The 14188-nt window shown below is 65.4% G+C and carries 11 protein-coding genes; 3 read left to right on the top strand and 8 right to left on the bottom strand.

Annotated features, from left to right (window positions below; translation table 11 throughout):
- Positions 1-58 precede the first annotated feature (58 nt).
- The 5 genes from OVA13_RS04325 to OVA13_RS04305 form a co-directional block, all read right to left on the bottom strand.
- Positions 59-730 (bottom strand): ChrR family anti-sigma-E factor, encoded by a 672-nt coding sequence (locus OVA13_RS04325; RefSeq protein WP_267792579.1) that lies wholly within the window; start codon positions 728-730, stop codon positions 59-61.
- Positions 727-1353, bottom strand: coding sequence for a sigma-70 family RNA polymerase sigma factor (locus OVA13_RS04320; protein WP_267792578.1), 627 nt, complete (start codon positions 1351-1353; stop codon positions 727-729). The genes OVA13_RS04325 and OVA13_RS04320 overlap by 4 nt, the downstream gene beginning before the upstream one ends.
- Before the next feature lie 346 nt (positions 1354-1699).
- Positions 1700-2518, bottom strand: coding sequence for a transglutaminase family protein (locus OVA13_RS04315; protein WP_267792577.1), 819 nt, complete (start codon positions 2516-2518; stop codon positions 1700-1702).
- A gap of 77 nt (positions 2519-2595) precedes the next feature.
- Positions 2596-3267 carry a response regulator transcription factor gene (locus tag OVA13_RS04310; protein WP_267792576.1) on the bottom strand — a complete coding sequence of 224 codons (672 nt, stop codon included), beginning with the start codon at positions 3265-3267 and terminating at the stop codon, positions 2596-2598.
- 12 nt (positions 3268-3279) lie between these two features.
- Positions 3280-5649 (bottom strand): ATP-binding protein, encoded by a 2370-nt coding sequence (locus OVA13_RS04305; protein WP_267792575.1) that lies wholly within the window; start codon positions 5647-5649, stop codon positions 3280-3282.
- 211 nt (positions 5650-5860) lie between these two features.
- Here OVA13_RS04305 and OVA13_RS04300 point away from each other — a divergent pair, with 211 nt between their 5' ends.
- Positions 5861-6256: a response regulator transcription factor gene (locus tag OVA13_RS04300; RefSeq protein ID WP_267792574.1), complete on the top strand. Its 396-nt coding sequence runs from the start codon at positions 5861-5863 to the stop codon at positions 6254-6256.
- Between the two features lie 88 nt (positions 6257-6344).
- On the opposite strand, the gene OVA13_RS04295 is transcribed toward OVA13_RS04300, so the two are convergent.
- Genes OVA13_RS04295 through OVA13_RS04285 form a run of 3 tightly spaced genes read right to left on the bottom strand, consistent with a single transcriptional unit; the run spans position 6345 to position 9382 of the window.
- Positions 6345-7238, bottom strand: a complete 894-nt coding sequence (locus OVA13_RS04295) for a DUF2950 domain-containing protein (protein WP_267792573.1) — start codon at positions 7236-7238, stop codon at positions 6345-6347.
- Between the two features lie 12 nt (positions 7239-7250).
- Positions 7251-8561 carry a DUF3300 domain-containing protein gene (locus OVA13_RS04290; RefSeq protein WP_267792572.1) on the bottom strand — a complete coding sequence of 437 codons (1311 nt, stop codon included), beginning with the start codon at positions 8559-8561 and terminating at the stop codon, positions 7251-7253.
- 38 nt (positions 8562-8599) lie between these two features.
- A complete protein-coding gene (locus OVA13_RS04285; protein ID WP_267792571.1) occupies positions 8600-9382 on the bottom strand; it encodes an OmpA family protein in 783 nt (260 codons plus the stop codon).
- A 317-nt stretch (positions 9383-9699) separates the two neighbouring features.
- On the opposite strand from OVA13_RS04285, the gene OVA13_RS04280 reads away from it, so the two are divergent.
- Both OVA13_RS04280 and OVA13_RS04275 read left to right on the top strand, forming a co-directional pair.
- Positions 9700-12456 (top strand): aminotransferase class I/II-fold pyridoxal phosphate-dependent enzyme, encoded by a 2757-nt coding sequence (locus tag OVA13_RS04280; RefSeq protein ID WP_267792570.1) that lies wholly within the window; start codon positions 9700-9702, stop codon positions 12454-12456.
- A 30-nt stretch (positions 12457-12486) separates the two neighbouring features.
- Positions 12487-14187 (top strand): aspartate:alanine exchanger family transporter, encoded by a 1701-nt coding sequence (locus OVA13_RS04275; protein WP_267792569.1) that lies wholly within the window; start codon positions 12487-12489, stop codon positions 14185-14187.
- Position 14188 lies beyond the last annotated feature (1 nt).

The following is a 14188-nucleotide window of genomic DNA, read 5'->3' as shown; positions in this document are numbered from 1 at the left end:
ATGGCGCGACGGATTCACCCTACCCTGGCCGCGATGCCAGCAGGTGAAGCAGCCACCATCAGATCTTGAAGATGGGTTGCAGCCGTTGCGCCAGCCAGCCAGAGAACCGTAGCGGCGCGTCCAGCGCAGACACGCAGATGCAGGGAGCACCGGGCGTGGTGACAGGCTGGTGCTCAATATTGCTGTCCAGATCGGCTACATCGCCGGCAGCGAAATGACCCAGTGCATCCGCATAGGCCCCCCTCAGGATCTGGGTGAGCTCGGTGCCGCCATGGCCATGCAGCGGCATGCTGCGCCCCGGCGCAATCTTCAGCATGAGCAGTGTGCCGGTGGAGCTTGGCGTGGCCCGGATGCAGTGCACGCCCGGCGCCATCCACCGCCAGGCCAGCCCACTGTATGACTCGCCGAAATAGGCGCGCAGCGGCTTGGGAAGGAGATCCGCATCCTCGTGCAGAGGCGTTGTCGCCGGACGGTCCGGCGTCGATGCGACGCTAGTGTCGAGCTGTCGCAGCATTGCCTCGCGCAGGTGCGTCCCATGCGAATCGTGCGAAGCGAAAGGATGCTGCTGTTCTATCAGTCGCCCACCAAAAGATTCCGCTTCGCGCAGTTGGGCACGGCAATGGGCGCAGGCCTGCAGATGGGTGGCGGCCACCACCGCGATTTCCATGGCCAGCGCTCCCGCGGCGAAGCTCACCAGGGTGGCCGGGTCCAGGTGATGGCGGGGCATCATGCGCCACCCCGCATCTGGCTTTGCAGCCGGAGGAACGTGCGTCGGAGATGCGATTTCACCGTACCCAGCGGCATGTCGAGCTGGGCGGCGATTTCCTGGTGGGTCTTGGACTCGAGGTACGACATGCGCATCAACTGTGCCTGCATGGCAGGCAGGGTTGCAATGCGTTGCTGCAACTGCAGGTGGTCGACATGGTCTTCGACCGAGACCGGGCGTACCGAGAAATCGTCGTCAAGCGAGGCCTGCACGTCTTCCAGCAACTGTACCCAGCCGGGTTCGCGACGCACGCGGTCGATGTGAAGATTGCGGGCGATGCGGAAGAGCCACGTACCAACGCTGCTTTGGTTGGGATCGTACATCGCGGCACGCTGCCACAAGCGCAACAACGCCTCCTGTGCCAGCTCTTCGCTCACCGCATCAGGGGATCCCAAGCCGCGAAGATACAGGCAGACCCGGGGCATGAAATGATCGTAGATGCGCATGAAGCTGTCGCGATCACGCTGACCGGCCACCCGTGCCATGTCGGCGGCGCCGTCATAGCGGTCCCGCAGGGATTGCGAAGCGCTGGACAAGAGGCGTGCCGTCTCCAATGGCGAGGGGGTACTGACAGGGTAGGATGCCATGGTACTTCCGGGGTGTAAGTTGCTCGTGTGAAGGCATCTACGTGGAACGGTACGATTTGGATGCTCCCCCCCTGACGGGCCGGCATGCCAGGGCGGCCCCCGGCCGGGAGGCACCCTCCCCGGCACCCCACGCGAGTCATGGGGCGGCCCTGCCCCACCCGGTCGCCAGGGCCGCCGGACGGCCGGGCGCGAGGCGCCGTGGCGGTGGCCGTCGCGCTGCGCGGGGCCGACAACTGGAGTCCCCAAGCCCCAGGTGCCAGACGTTCCGCCCGCCGAAGGCGGGGCTGGATCAGGAAATCTCTCTGCGAGAGAGCAAAGCAACCTCGGCCCGGTGACTTCTCGACGGCTATCGGCTCTCGTCCGTGACCGGAAGGGGTAGCTCGCTGGTTCGCTCGCCAACCCATACCTGCATTTCCACCGTCTGCAGCCAACCGTAATTGGTCAGGAACGCCACGTCGGCCGCATCGCGGCCGTAGGCGACCACGATCCGACCGCCACGGGGTGCTGACTGCGTCGGGTCGAACGTGTACCAGCGGCCATCCAGGTAAGCCTCGAACCAGGCATGCAGGTCCATGGGTTCCAGTCCGTACAGATAGCCAACCACCATCCGGGCTGGAATGCGCAGGCTTCTGCACAGGGTGATCCCGACATGGGCATAGTCGCGGCAGACCCCTGCACCCGCCTGCATGGTGTCGAGTGCATCCGTGCTGGCGTCGCTCACGCCATACCGGTACGCGATATGGGTGCGGATCCATTCCACGATCGCGCCAACCTGGCCACTGCGGGGGTCGGCCGCATCCACGATGGCCTGCGCCTGCTCGAAAGCCCGGTCGCTGGGGCAGTAGCGACTCGGCAGCAGGTACTGCAGGGCGTGATCGGGCAGCAGGGCAGCCGGTGCCGGCGCCACCCACGGCGCGATGGCAACGTCGCGCTCGGTCTCCACCTCTAGCTCGGCCCGGATCCGCATGCGCCCCTGCCGCACCACGAAACGCTGGCACAGGTTGCCGAACACGTCGACGAATTCGGTGGGCCGAACGTGGGGTTCAAATGCATAGGCTTCGCTGATCAGCCATTGCGCTTCGCCGCTGCGTGGCCGCAGCATGGCGACTACCGCGCAGTCCTCGGTCGATTCGACTGCCAGTTCGCATCCCGCCAGCAGGCGCATGTTCTATCCGATGAGAGATGGGGTTCACTGCGAGGGCGCCACCCGCTGAAGGCGTGGTGGACGCTGCAGGCATCCTCTCATATCTGGATGGGGTCGGTGCTGCCTGCCCGCTCCCTGCCCTGCCGCCAATACTCCTTGGGCACATGGTCCTCTCCTCCCACATGGGCCTTCTCGGCCGCGCGCACCAGCTCTGCCACCGACCGCACGCCAAACTTCTGCATCACCCGGCTGCGATGGACCTTGGTGGTCTTCAGCGAGATACCCAGGTCGGCGGCGATCTGCTTGTTGAGCCGACCCGCGATCACGTGGGCGAACACTTCCCGCTCGCGACGCGTAAGCCGCAGGTAGCGCTGTCCCGCGGCGGATTCCGCATCACGACGGGCGCGCTCCGCGGCATCGGTCTGGATACCGCGCCGCACCGCTTCCAGCAGCGTTTCGGACTCGACAGGCTTGGGCAGGAAGTCCAACGCCCCCGTGCGCATCGCACTGGCGCAGCTTGCAATATCCGCGTCACCACTGACGAAGATGAGGGGCGGTTCGTGGCCACGGGCAACAAGCAGCTGCTGCAGTTCCAGGCCGTTGATGCCGGGCATATGCAGGTCAAGCACGACACAGCCCCCAACGTCTGGATCGTACGCGGCCAGGAATTCGCCGGCGGATGTATTCAAGGTCACGTCCAGGCCGTCTGCCTTGAGGCTGCGGCCCATGGCCGTCAGCACGCTGACGTCGTCATCGATGATGTGCACCATTGCAGTCATGATCTACTCCAGCATGGGTAGTTCGAAACAGAGACTGGCGCCCCCGCCCCGGAGGTTGGCGGCCCAGATGCGCCCACCATGGGCGCGGATCAGCGTGCGACAGATCGCCAGGCCCATGCCCATCCCGTTGGGCTTGGATGTCTGGAATGGCGCGAATATCACGTCGAGCATGTCCTCGGGGATGCCCGGCCCGGTATCACGCACCTCGACCTGGATGCGTGATTCGTTTGGGGTGGACGTGCGCACCGTGATCTCGCGCGGGGTGCTTTCGCCCATGGCCTCGCAGGCGTTGACGATCAGGTTCAGCAACACCTGCTGCAGTTGCACCGGGTCGCCCTGGACGCGGCAGATCGGCACTGCCAGGTCCAGCCGGTACTCCACGCCACGGTTGACCAGGTCGTTGCGGATGATCCTGATCGAATCGTGTACCACCTCGTTCATCGCAAGGCTGGTGAACGCCCTGCACTCCTTCTTCAACAGTCCGCGCAAGCGCTTGATGACCTCGCCCGCCCGCCTGTCGTTCTCGACTATGTCGTCCAGGATTTCGCGGATGTCGGTGACGTCGGCGGGATCGCGGCGCAGGATGCGCTGGGCGGCCTGTGCATTGCTGAGGATGGCAGCCAGGGGCTGGTTGAGTTCGTGCGCGAGCGATCCGGATATCTCGCCGATCAGCGTGACACGCGACATGTGCGCCATGCTCTCGCGTTCGAACGCCATCTCCTGCTCCGCACGCTGTCGTTCGGTCAGATCGTTCACCGCGGCCACCACATGCGCATGGCCGTCGATCTCCAGGGGATTGAGCACCACTTCAACAGGGAATTCACGGCCACACCGCGCATGACCATACAGCCCGTCGGCACCGGGCCCGCCGTGGTGGGCCGGCTGCCTATGTTCGTCGATCGCGGCGACATCGATCTCCAGGGGAAGCAGCTGATCGGCCCTGACCCCGGGCATTTCGCCGCGCTCATACCCGAAGATCACGGCCCCCTGTTCGTTCGCGTAGCGGATCTCGCCGTTGCTGTCGACCAGAAGCAGTGCGGTCGGTGACGCATCGAGCACCGCCCGAAGCTGCTTTTCCTCGCCACGGCGCCTGCTGACATCCTGCGTCATGCCACGCAACCTCACGACCGCGCCGCTGGCATCGTGTTCCGCGCTTCCTCGCAGGCAGATCCACTGCCGTTCGCCTTCCGGGCCGCGTATGGCGTAATCCAGCTCGTACGTCGGTTGCCGGATGGCCTTCTCGAAGCGCTCAGTCAGCGGTCGTATCTCACCGGGTTCGACGTGCGCGAACAGGACCGAGGCCGGGTCGTCGACGATCAATCTCAATGTCGAGCCGTCTGCTTCCGGCTCGGCAACGTGCCGGGGCTTGCCGAGCAACTTACGGTTGATGCAGTTCTGGGTGAACGTCCGGCTCGTTGCGTCCCAGTTCCACAAGCCCAATCCCGAGCTCATCGCCGCCAGGTTGAGTTCACGCACGGCTTCCAGTCGCTGCAGCTCGCTTTTCTGCAACAGTCCTTCCAGCCGACTGCGACGGATGAACTCCTCTCCCAGCTGCCACCCTATGACCAGCAACAGCGCCAGGATGCTGGGCAGCGTCAGAGGTACCCTGGGCAGTGGAATCGCCCAGGCGAGCGTGGCGGCGATCAGCACAGCGACCAGCAGCAGGCAGGCACCACAGGTAATCACCAGCGTGGATCTGCGCGCCGGCTGGACACGCAGTCCGCGTACCAGTGTCTGTACGAGATAGGCCGCCAGGAACAGGTTGCTCAGCAAGGCAACGACCAGTCCCGGGTTGGGCTGTCCGACCGGTTGCGCGATCGCAACGCCCCACCACGTCGTCCATGTGATCCGGTCGATGCTCAGGAAATTGAGATTGACCCCAGTGGTGAAATTCAGGACCAGCGCCACGAGCCGCAGGCCGATGGCCACGGCCGCCAACCAGAGCGATCCATGGCGGAAAGCCAGATGCACGGCAACGATCAGGGATACCACCATCACGGCAACCGGGACATGCATCCAGTGGATCAGCACGCCCGTCTGCACGGTGGATTCGCTGGACAGCATCAGGCGTTCCAGGCCCGTCAACGCGCCCAGACTGAAAGCAGCGACGGCCAGCGCAAGGTGTACCCATTCCCCTTGGCGTGTCCGCCAGATGAGCAGGTGCACCAACCCGAAAACCAGGCTCATCGACATGACCAGCGGCCACACCACCTCGACCCAGTTCATGCGGCCGCCGTCCCGGCACAGTCCGTCGCCAGCGTTCTGAAAGGGTGGAACCTCGTGCGGCCATCCATCTCTTTCCACCGATTGGAGGAACTGCAGCGGGACAGTGCGGAAACCGTCCATCGAGCTTCCCACCAAGGCATTCAGCATGGAGACAGGCCACACTTTCAGCAACCGCTATTCCACTGCCCCCGACTAGGTATTTCTACTGAGTGCGTTTGCCGGCCCGTCGCTCGGCAACACTTGTTCCCCGGTGGTTAGCGCGCTGGTCCGGATGCGGATGGGGCCAAGGGCCAATTGCCCACCGGCGCGCTTGGAGCGACCTTGGGCCGCAATGACTGGCAGAGCGCCCCTGGTAGCCGTGGTCGATGACGAGGGCGACGTCCGGCTCGCACTGCGACGCCTGCTGCGGTCGGCCGGGTTCGACGTGCTGGCCTATGAGTCGGGGTCGGAGTTCCTCCACCACGTGCCGCGCAGTCCGCCCGATTGCGTCGTGCTCGACCTGCGCATGCCAGGCGTCAGTGGCTTCGACGTCCAGGCGTCGATGAAGGAACGGCACCCGTCGATTCCGGTGGTGGTGCTCACGGGGAACGACAGCGATGAGAGTCGCCGCGAAGCGATGAAGCGCGGCGCGGATGCCTACCTCTGCAAGCCGGTCGACGGCGATGCGCTGATCAACGCGGTGCTGGCGGCGATCAACCGTTGCCGACGAGCGAATCGTTCAACGGCCCCGGCGGCAGGACCGCGTTTGACGTGAGGCGCCCACCCTGGCCCGCCTGAGGGCCCGGCCAGCCCAACCTGCTGCGGGTGGGAGTCCTGGCCACACGTCGTGTCGTGCGCGTCAGCTACCGCGCTTCTTCCGCATCCGGCTCCACTTCGGTCCAGCTGCTGTCCGGGTCGAACGAAACCATGGCACGGGCTATCCGGTCGGTGTCCGGTCCGATGTCCTTCTCGAAGATGTCGCCGGCGTGGCTAATCATGAAGCTCGTCACCCCGCTGTAGGCATAGCGTGCCGGCCAGGCCACCAGGCCGAAGCCGCGGGTCATGGCGGAGCCCAGCTGGTATCTGTAGGCACCCCGCGGCGCCGAGGGTCCCTGCTCGAGCAGGATCCTGTAGTGGTAGCCATGCCACTCGCCATCGGGCGTGTCGTCGCCGAACAGCGGCCCCAGCGGGCTTTGCCCAGCCGCGTCGGCCTCCCAGTAGAGGCCGTCCCGCTTGCCTTCCGTGCTCCGGAAGCGGGTGGCGTATTCCAGCAGGCCATCGTCGTCGCGGTCCTTGCTGGCGTACTCCATCTGCGCGTCGTAATAGGCCAGCACGGCCTGCAGCGCATCGCGTTCGTTGCGCCCTATCCGGCGCGCACGTATCTCCGGCTCGGAGGCCTTCAGGTCGAACGCCCAGCCCCCCTCCTTCTTCACCACGGGCACCGGCAACGTCCAGGCATCGGCACCCACGCTCAATACCGAATGGGTGGGATCGGTCGACTTGAATGCATGTTGCTGCCGGTATTTCTCGATGAAGGCGTCCACGTCCTCGCGCTCCACGCTGCCGCGTGGCACGTAGAGTTCCCAATCCGCACCCAGCACGGTGGAGAGAGGCGTGGCGTCCGTGTCCCTGCCTTCCAGCGCGGTCACGAGCGCGTCGGCCGCTGCCGCGGGCGTCGGATAGAGCTGCTGGGCAGTGGCCGGTGCCGAAAGCACCAGGGTACCGGCCAGGATCAACGTGGGGATGCGCGGGATCATCATGCTCTCCGTTCAACGACGCCGGCCGCCGCCGCCGCGGGCTCCGCCGGCCGGGCGGCTCATCTGACGCCCCTGCGGGCGTGCACTCTGAGGCCGCTGCGAACTCTGCACGCTGCGGTGACCGCGACTCGCGTCCGTGCGGGACTGGGTCGGACTGCGCGCGCCCTGGAAGGCATTCTGTCCACGCGCGACCGCCTGTCCTGACGGCGTGCGACCGGCCTGTCCCTGCCCCGCCTGCCGCTGCGTCATCTGCCGCTGCGAACTGCCGGCACGGTCACGCGCCTCCCGGTTGCTGGTGGCGGGCGCTTCGAATCCGCGGCTCTGCAGCGACTGTCGGGCCCGATCACGATCCCCGGAACGGGCATCGGCATGGCCGCGATAGCCTTCCCGACCTGCCGCACCTTCGCGCCGGTTGCCATACTGCTCGCGGCTGCGACTGTCGCGATAGGGCACGCCGTCCCGGTTGGCGGCGTTGTGATTCCACTTGCTGCTGCTGCGGTCGATCTGGCGGTTGGAATTGAAGTTGTTGTAGCGGTTCACGTCGATGTCGATGTCGCCGCCACCCCAGTTGCAGTTGCCCCACAGCGCGCCGCCCACCGCCACGCCGATGCCGAAGCTCAGCAATGCGCCGCCGGGGTAGTAGTACGGCGGCGGTGGATAGTAGTACGGGGGATACGAGGGGTACGCCCACGAGCCGTAGACCACGCTGGGGTTGTAGCTGGGCACGTAGACCACGTCGGGCTCTGCCGATTCGATGATGATCGTCTGTGGCGTGTTGCCCGTCGTAGTCGCCGTACTGCCCGACGACGCAGCCTGATGGCTGACCTTCTGCTGTTGATTGGATTCCAGGTTGCCGGCGGCCTCGGCCTGCCGGCGCAGCCGCTGCACCGAATCCATCACGGCATCCGGCTGCGCCAGGAACGCGTCACCCATCTTCTGTACCCACGAGGGATCCTGGCCCAGCACCGCGAGCAACTGCGGGAAGGCGACGAGCGATTGCACGCTGGGGTCCCACGACTGGCTCGCCACCTCGCGCACGGCGACCTCGCCCTTGGCATCGGGGTGTGCCTTCGACCAGGCGACGGCATCGGTGACGTCGCCCGGGTATGTCGAGGCCATCAGTACCTGCGCCAGCAGGGCGTCGGGGTACAGGGCGATCGGCGCAAGCATCTGGTCCAGCTGCTCGCGCGAGAAGTTCTCCCCGGCCGCCTGCGCCGTGCTGGCTGGCGTGGCTTTCGGCTTGGCCGTCTGTGCAGCCGCCGGGTCCAGCGCCAACGATGCCAGCAACGCCAACGCCACCAACACAACCCTTTGCGTACGCATGTCACCTCCACCTGGCCTCGCCACTCACGCGGTCGGGCCTATTTGGCTGGCTTCTGTGCACCGGCCTGCACGCCCTTGTCGACCACCAGTTTGGCGATGACCTTGCGTGCGCTGGCGTTGTCGCCGCTGCCAGCATCCGGCGCCACGCCCATGCCGTCGCCGGCACGCACCCGGCCAGGCGCAAGCCCACCCTTCTGCTGCAGGTAGTTGGCCACCGCGTTGGCGCGCTGCGTACTCAAGCGCTGGTTGGCGGCGGCGCTCCCGGTGGAATCAGTGAAGCCTTGAAGGACCACCTGGTAATTCGTGGTCTGCTTGGCCTTCTCGGCGAACGCATCCAGTGCCGCCTTCCCTTCGGCGGACAGCGCGGCGCTGCCGCTGGCGAACGTCACTTCGGCGGCGTCCAGCTGTTCGTATGTACCGAACTGGTCCATGCGGGCGTTGGTCGGCGCCATGCCCGCCTGGATCTGCTGCGTGGTGCGCAGGTCCTCGGACTTGAAGCTGATTTCGGTCGCGGCGAGTTGATCCCCGGACGGCGTCGCTTCCACGGTGACAGGGAGGCCTGCAGCCAGCACGGCGCGGTCGGCCTTTTCATAGATGACACCGGTGAGACCGCGGGTCCGCTTCAGCAGCGTTTCGTCCGACACATTGATGCTGTGCTGGGTGCGGTTCGCGTCGACCACGGTGATCGTATCGCCCTGCACGCCGGTGATGACGCCCTTGATCCTGGTCTTGTCCCCATCGGCGGCGTGGGCAGCCGCGCAGAGCGCGCCCAGCAGCAACAGCGCGGGAATCCGTGCCTTCAGTGAGATGCGGGTAGCCATTGCGTGCTTCCTCCACGGGGAATGAGTGTTGGGCGCGGCCATCCGCCCTGACCGACTCGGGTGCGCGGCCATGCCGTCGTGGAGACACGCTAGGCGCCCCCTCGGGACACGGCAATTGGCCCTTGGGGCTACACAGCCTGTTCGTTCGCGAAGGCGTGCCCTTGCCCTGCCCGGCATGGGCCCAAGGGCCAATTACCGCGGGCGCAAGCGGCCGATAGCCTGCGATCCGGATCATTCATCCCGCGGCCCTGCCACGCCCGCTTTTCCGCAACGGCGTCGGTGATCCGCCTCCCGCCCCTTCAACGCGGAGCACTGCAATGACTGCCGAATCGCCGTCCCAAACCAAACTGTCCAGCGTCCTGGTGGCTGCGTCGCTGCGTGCGGACCAGTGGCGCCAGCTCAATGCCGATGCACGTGCGTGGGCGGGCGCGCGTGCCCAGCAGGACACGAGCGCCCTGCGCGAACGCTGCAGCGCCGGGCTGGCGCAGCTGCGCCCGCTGGAACAATGCTGGGCCTATCCCGGAGAGGCGCTGCTGGTCCTGCTGGACGAGGCCCTGAGCGCCGGCGATGCACCGCAGTTCGCGCGTCTGGTACGCAAGGTTTCCGCCTCCATCCTGTCCGGAGACTACCGCCGCGACGAGCAGGCCTGGGATGCAGTCAAGGATGACGATCGCACGCTGCTGGACGCGTTGCCGCCCGACCTGCTCGGCTCGCACGACAAACCCTACTTCGAAGTACTGATCGTCACGCCCGGTGATCCGGCGAAATGGGAGCAGGCCAACCGGGAAATGCGGCTGATGCGCCGGCCGGATGACGCGTTCAACTACGCCGTCGTGCATGCGGGCAGTTTCGAAGACGCAGCGCTGGCAGCGATGGTCAATGCCGACGTGCAGGCGGTGGTGATCATCGACGGCTTCGGCTTCCCTTCACTGCTGGGCGTGCCAGACCTTCACGAATTCATTTCCCGCCATGTCAACGTCGACCCGGATCAGCTCGAGACCGGCGCGCTGTCCACGTCCTTGGCCCGCACGCTGAAGCGTTTTCGCCCCGAACTCGACCTGTACCTGCTGACCGACCGCGCGGCCGAGAAGCTCGCGGGCAGCGATGAAGCCGCGCCACTGCGCCGGGTTTTCCATTCCATCGAGGAGCCGATGGAGATCCACCTGGCCATCCTGGACGGCATCCGGGACCGTTACGAAACCCCCTATTTCGACAACCTGAAGAAGTACGCGTTGCGCCCGATCGGCACCTTCCATGCCTTGCCCATCGCGCGCGGCAAGTCGATCTTCGGCTCCAACTGGATCCGCGACATGGGCCATTTTTATGGCACCAACATCCTGTTCGCCGAATCCTCCGCGACAACGGGCGGCCTCGACAGCCTGCTGGAGCCCACGGGCAACATCAAGAAGGCGCAGGACGCCGTGGCGCGCGCTTTCGGCGCCAAGCGTGCCTATCTGGGCACCAACGGCACTTCCACCTCCAACAAGATCGTCGTGCAGGCGGTCTGCAAGCCGGGCGACATCGTCATCGTGGACCGCAACTGCCACAAGTCGCATCACTACGGCTTCGTGCTCAGCGGCGCGCAGCCGTACTACGTGGAGGCGTTCCCGCTGACGTCCTTCTCGATGTACGGCGCCGTACCGTTGCGCACCATCAAGGAGGCACTGTTCGACTGCCAGGCGGAAGGCAAGCTCGACCGGGTCAAGGTCATCGACATGACCAACTGCACCTTCGACGGGCACATGTACAACCCGCGCAAGGTGATGGAAGAGTGCCTGGCGATCAAACCCGACCTGATCTTCCTGTGGGACGAGGCCTGGTTCGGATTCGCAAGGTTCGATCCGTTCCATCGCATGCGCACCGCGATGGGTGCGGCGGCGTTCCTGTCCGAGCGTTATCGCAGCAAGGCCTATCGCGCGGAATACGACGCCTGGAAGCAGAAGCATCCCGAGATCGACCCCAAGGACAGCAAGTCCCTGGACATGCCGCTGCTGCCCGACCCGGACAGGGTGCGCATCCGCGTCTACCAGACCAACTCCACCCACAAGTCGATGTCGGCCTTTCGGCAGGGCTCGATGATGTTGGTCTGGGACGACGACTTCCAGCATGTGGAGGGCCCGTTCGAAGAGGCCTTCTTCGCCCACACATCCACCTCGCCCAACCTGCAGCTCATCGCCTCGCTCGACCTCGCCCGCCGGCAGATGGAGCTGGAGGGGTATGGCATGACCATGCAGATGACCGACCTGGCGCTGCGGCTGCGCCACTCGATCAACACGCATCCCCTGATCTCGAAGTACTTCCGGGTGGCGACCCCGGAGGAGATGATCCCTGCCGAGTTCCGCGCGTCCGGCATCAAGGACTATGGCCCACCGCACGGCACCTGGACCGATCTGGTGGAGGCGTGGCATAGCGACGAGTTCGCGCTCGACCCCACCCGCCTGACGCTGGTCTGCGGCGACGGCGGCTTCGACGGCAGCCAGCTGAAGGGGCTGTTGGCGGAACGGTTCGACATCCAGATCAACAAGACTTCGCGCAACAGCATCCTGGTACAGACCAACATCAACAACACGCGCAGCGACGCGGCGCTGCTGATCAAGGCCCTGGCCGACCTGTCGCGCGAGATCGACCAGCGCCAGGAGCAGGCCAGTTCCGCCGGGAAGGAAGCCTTCGCCGCACGGGTGCAGTCGCTGATGGTCGACGTGCCGGACCTCCCCAATTTCAGCCGGTTCCATGATGCGTTCCGCGACAACCCGCAGGGCAGGAGCAACGAGGGCCACATGCGCCCGGCTTTCTTCATGGCCTACGACGAGTCGAACTGCGAGTTCGTCAAGCTGGCCAGCCCTGAGGTCGACAAACGGTTGAAGGAGGGGCCGGAAATGGTCTCAGCCAACTTCGTGATCCCCTACCCGCCCGGCTTCCCGATCATGGTGCCCGGCCAGGTGATCACCGCCGACACCATCACCTACATGCGCAAGCTGGACGTCAAGGAAATCCACGGTTACCACGCCGCGCAGGGCATCAAGCTGATCAAGGCCTCCATCCTCGCCGGCCGCCGGGCCGGATCCGACAAGTGATCGACTGCGGTACGTCAAGGAGAAAGCGCCATGCAAGCGTTCTTTGAATTCCTGGGTACAAACCCGTACATCCTGCTTTTCTTCACCGTGGGCATGGCCGTCTGGGTTGGCAAGTTCTCCGTCAAGGGGTACGGACTGGGCATGGTCGCGGCGGCGGTGGTCGTCGGTGCGGCCATCGCAACGTGGGCTTCGATCTATGGCGTCAAGCTGCAGCTCGACAATTTCGCCAAGTCCCTCTTCTACTATCTGTTCATGTATGGCGTCGGCCTGCGCGTGGGTCCGGCGTTCTTCAACAGCCTGAAGAAGGACGGCATCACCTTCACCGTGCTGGCGGTGATCTGTGCAGGCCTGGGCCTGCTTCTCGTCGTCGTGATGAGCAAGGTATTGGCGCTGCCCGCCGGTGCAGCCGGCGGCGTACTCGCCGGTTCGCAGACGATGTCGGCCGCGATCGGCACCGCGGAAATGGCGGTCGAACAGGGCGCGTACAAGATACCGGCAGGGTCGACCGCGGAATCCATCTCCGCGATGATCGCGCTAGGCTATGGCGTGACCTATCTCTGGGGCACCGTGGGCATCATCCTGGTCTGCAAGTACCTGCCACGCTGGTGGGGCGTCGACGCCAAGGCCGCCGCCAAGCAGTACGAGGCCGAGCACGGCGTCAAGAATGTGGACGATGCCGGCATTACCGGGTATCGCGCCGCCAGCCTGCGCGCCTACCGTCTGGAAAATGCGGCGGTGGCGGGCAAGAGCATCCATGACTTCCGTCAGTCCTATCCGCAGTACCGGATCGTCAATGTCGTGCGTGGCGATGAAGCACTGGGTGCGGATCCGGCGACAGTGTTGCGCCAGGGTGACCTGATCGCGTTGGGTGGCCGCCTGGAGGAACTCACGGCGAACCTCGGGCTGATCGGGCCCGAAGTGCCGGATGCCAAGGTGCTGAACATCCCGCTGGACCAGGCCGAGATCCTGGTGACCGAGAAGGAGGCCGACGGCAAGGTGCTGAAGACCTTCGCCAAGGAAGACTTTGCCGGCCAGTTGCAGATCAGCCGCATCGAACGCGCCGGCGAGCCCATCCCGCTGGGCTCCGAGACCGAACTGAAGCGTTTCGACGTGCTCTTCGTTGCAGGCCTGAAGGGAACGATCGACAAGGTGGCCGAAAAGCTGGGCCGGATCGCACGTCCCAGTACATCGACCGACCTGCTGACGCTGTCGGCCGGCATGGTCCTTGGCCTGCTGATCGGCAAGATCAACGTACCGGTAGGCGACTTTGAGGTGGGTCTGGGCAACGCCGGCGGCCTGCTGCTCTCCGGCATCTTCGTCTCCTCTCTCGCGTCGCGACTGCGCTTTTTCGGCAGCACGCCGAACGCCGCGCGCAACATCCTGGAAGACCTGGGGCTGGTGACGTTCATCGCCATCGTCGGCATCAACGCCGGCGCAACGCTGCTGGAACAGCTGACCGGCGCGATCGCGATCAAGATCTTCGTGGCCGGCTTCGTTGCCAGCACCATCCCACCCTTCGTCACCTGGGCGATCGGCTACCACTTCTTCAAGATCAATCCTGCGGTGCTGATGGGGGGCGTGGCCGGCTCGCGTTCCCACTCCGGCCCCGCGCGCGAGGCAGCGAAGGAGATCGACAGCAGCGTACCCTGGGTTGGATTCCCGGTTGGTTACGCGGTCTCCGGCGTGCTGTATACCGTGTTCGGGTATTTCGCCATGGTGCTGTCGCAGTAGC

The organism is Pseudoxanthomonas sp. SL93 (assembly GCF_026625825.1).
In the GTDB taxonomy this organism is placed as follows: domain Bacteria; phylum Pseudomonadota; class Gammaproteobacteria; order Xanthomonadales; family Xanthomonadaceae; genus Pseudoxanthomonas_A.
Note: the sequence above shows the minus strand (reverse complement) of the source record. Positions and strands in the feature narration are given on the sequence as shown.

Bases quoted from the DNA above. Each gene is read 5' to 3' on its own strand.
- OVA13_RS04325 (WP_267792579.1), bottom strand. From the start codon at position 730: ATGATGCCCCGCCATCACCTGGACCCGGCCACCCTGGTGAGCTTCGCC.
- OVA13_RS04320 (WP_267792578.1), bottom strand. From the start codon at position 1,353: ATGGCATCCTACCCTGTCAGTACCCCCTCGCCATTGGAGACGGCACGC.
- OVA13_RS04315 (WP_267792577.1), bottom strand. From the start codon at position 2,518: ATGCGCCTGCTGGCGGGATGCGAACTGGCAGTCGAATCGACCGAGGAC.
- OVA13_RS04310 (WP_267792576.1), bottom strand. From the start codon at position 3,267: ATGGTGCACATCATCGATGACGACGTCAGCGTGCTGACGGCCATGGGC.
- OVA13_RS04305 (WP_267792575.1), bottom strand. From the start codon at position 5,649: ATGCTGAATGCCTTGGTGGGAAGCTCGATGGACGGTTTCCGCACTGTC.
- OVA13_RS04295 (WP_267792573.1), bottom strand. From the start codon at position 7,238: ATGATCCCGCGCATCCCCACGTTGATCCTGGCCGGTACCCTGGTGCTT.
- OVA13_RS04290 (WP_267792572.1), bottom strand. From the start codon at position 8,561: ATGCGTACGCAAAGGGTTGTGTTGGTGGCGTTGGCGTTGCTGGCATCG.
- OVA13_RS04285 (WP_267792571.1), bottom strand. From the start codon at position 9,382: ATGGCTACCCGCATCTCACTGAAGGCACGGATTCCCGCGCTGTTGCTG.
- OVA13_RS04280 (WP_267792570.1), top strand. From the start codon at position 9,700: ATGACTGCCGAATCGCCGTCCCAAACCAAACTGTCCAGCGTCCTGGTG.
- OVA13_RS04275 (WP_267792569.1), top strand. From the start codon at position 12,487: ATGCAAGCGTTCTTTGAATTCCTGGGTACAAACCCGTACATCCTGCTT.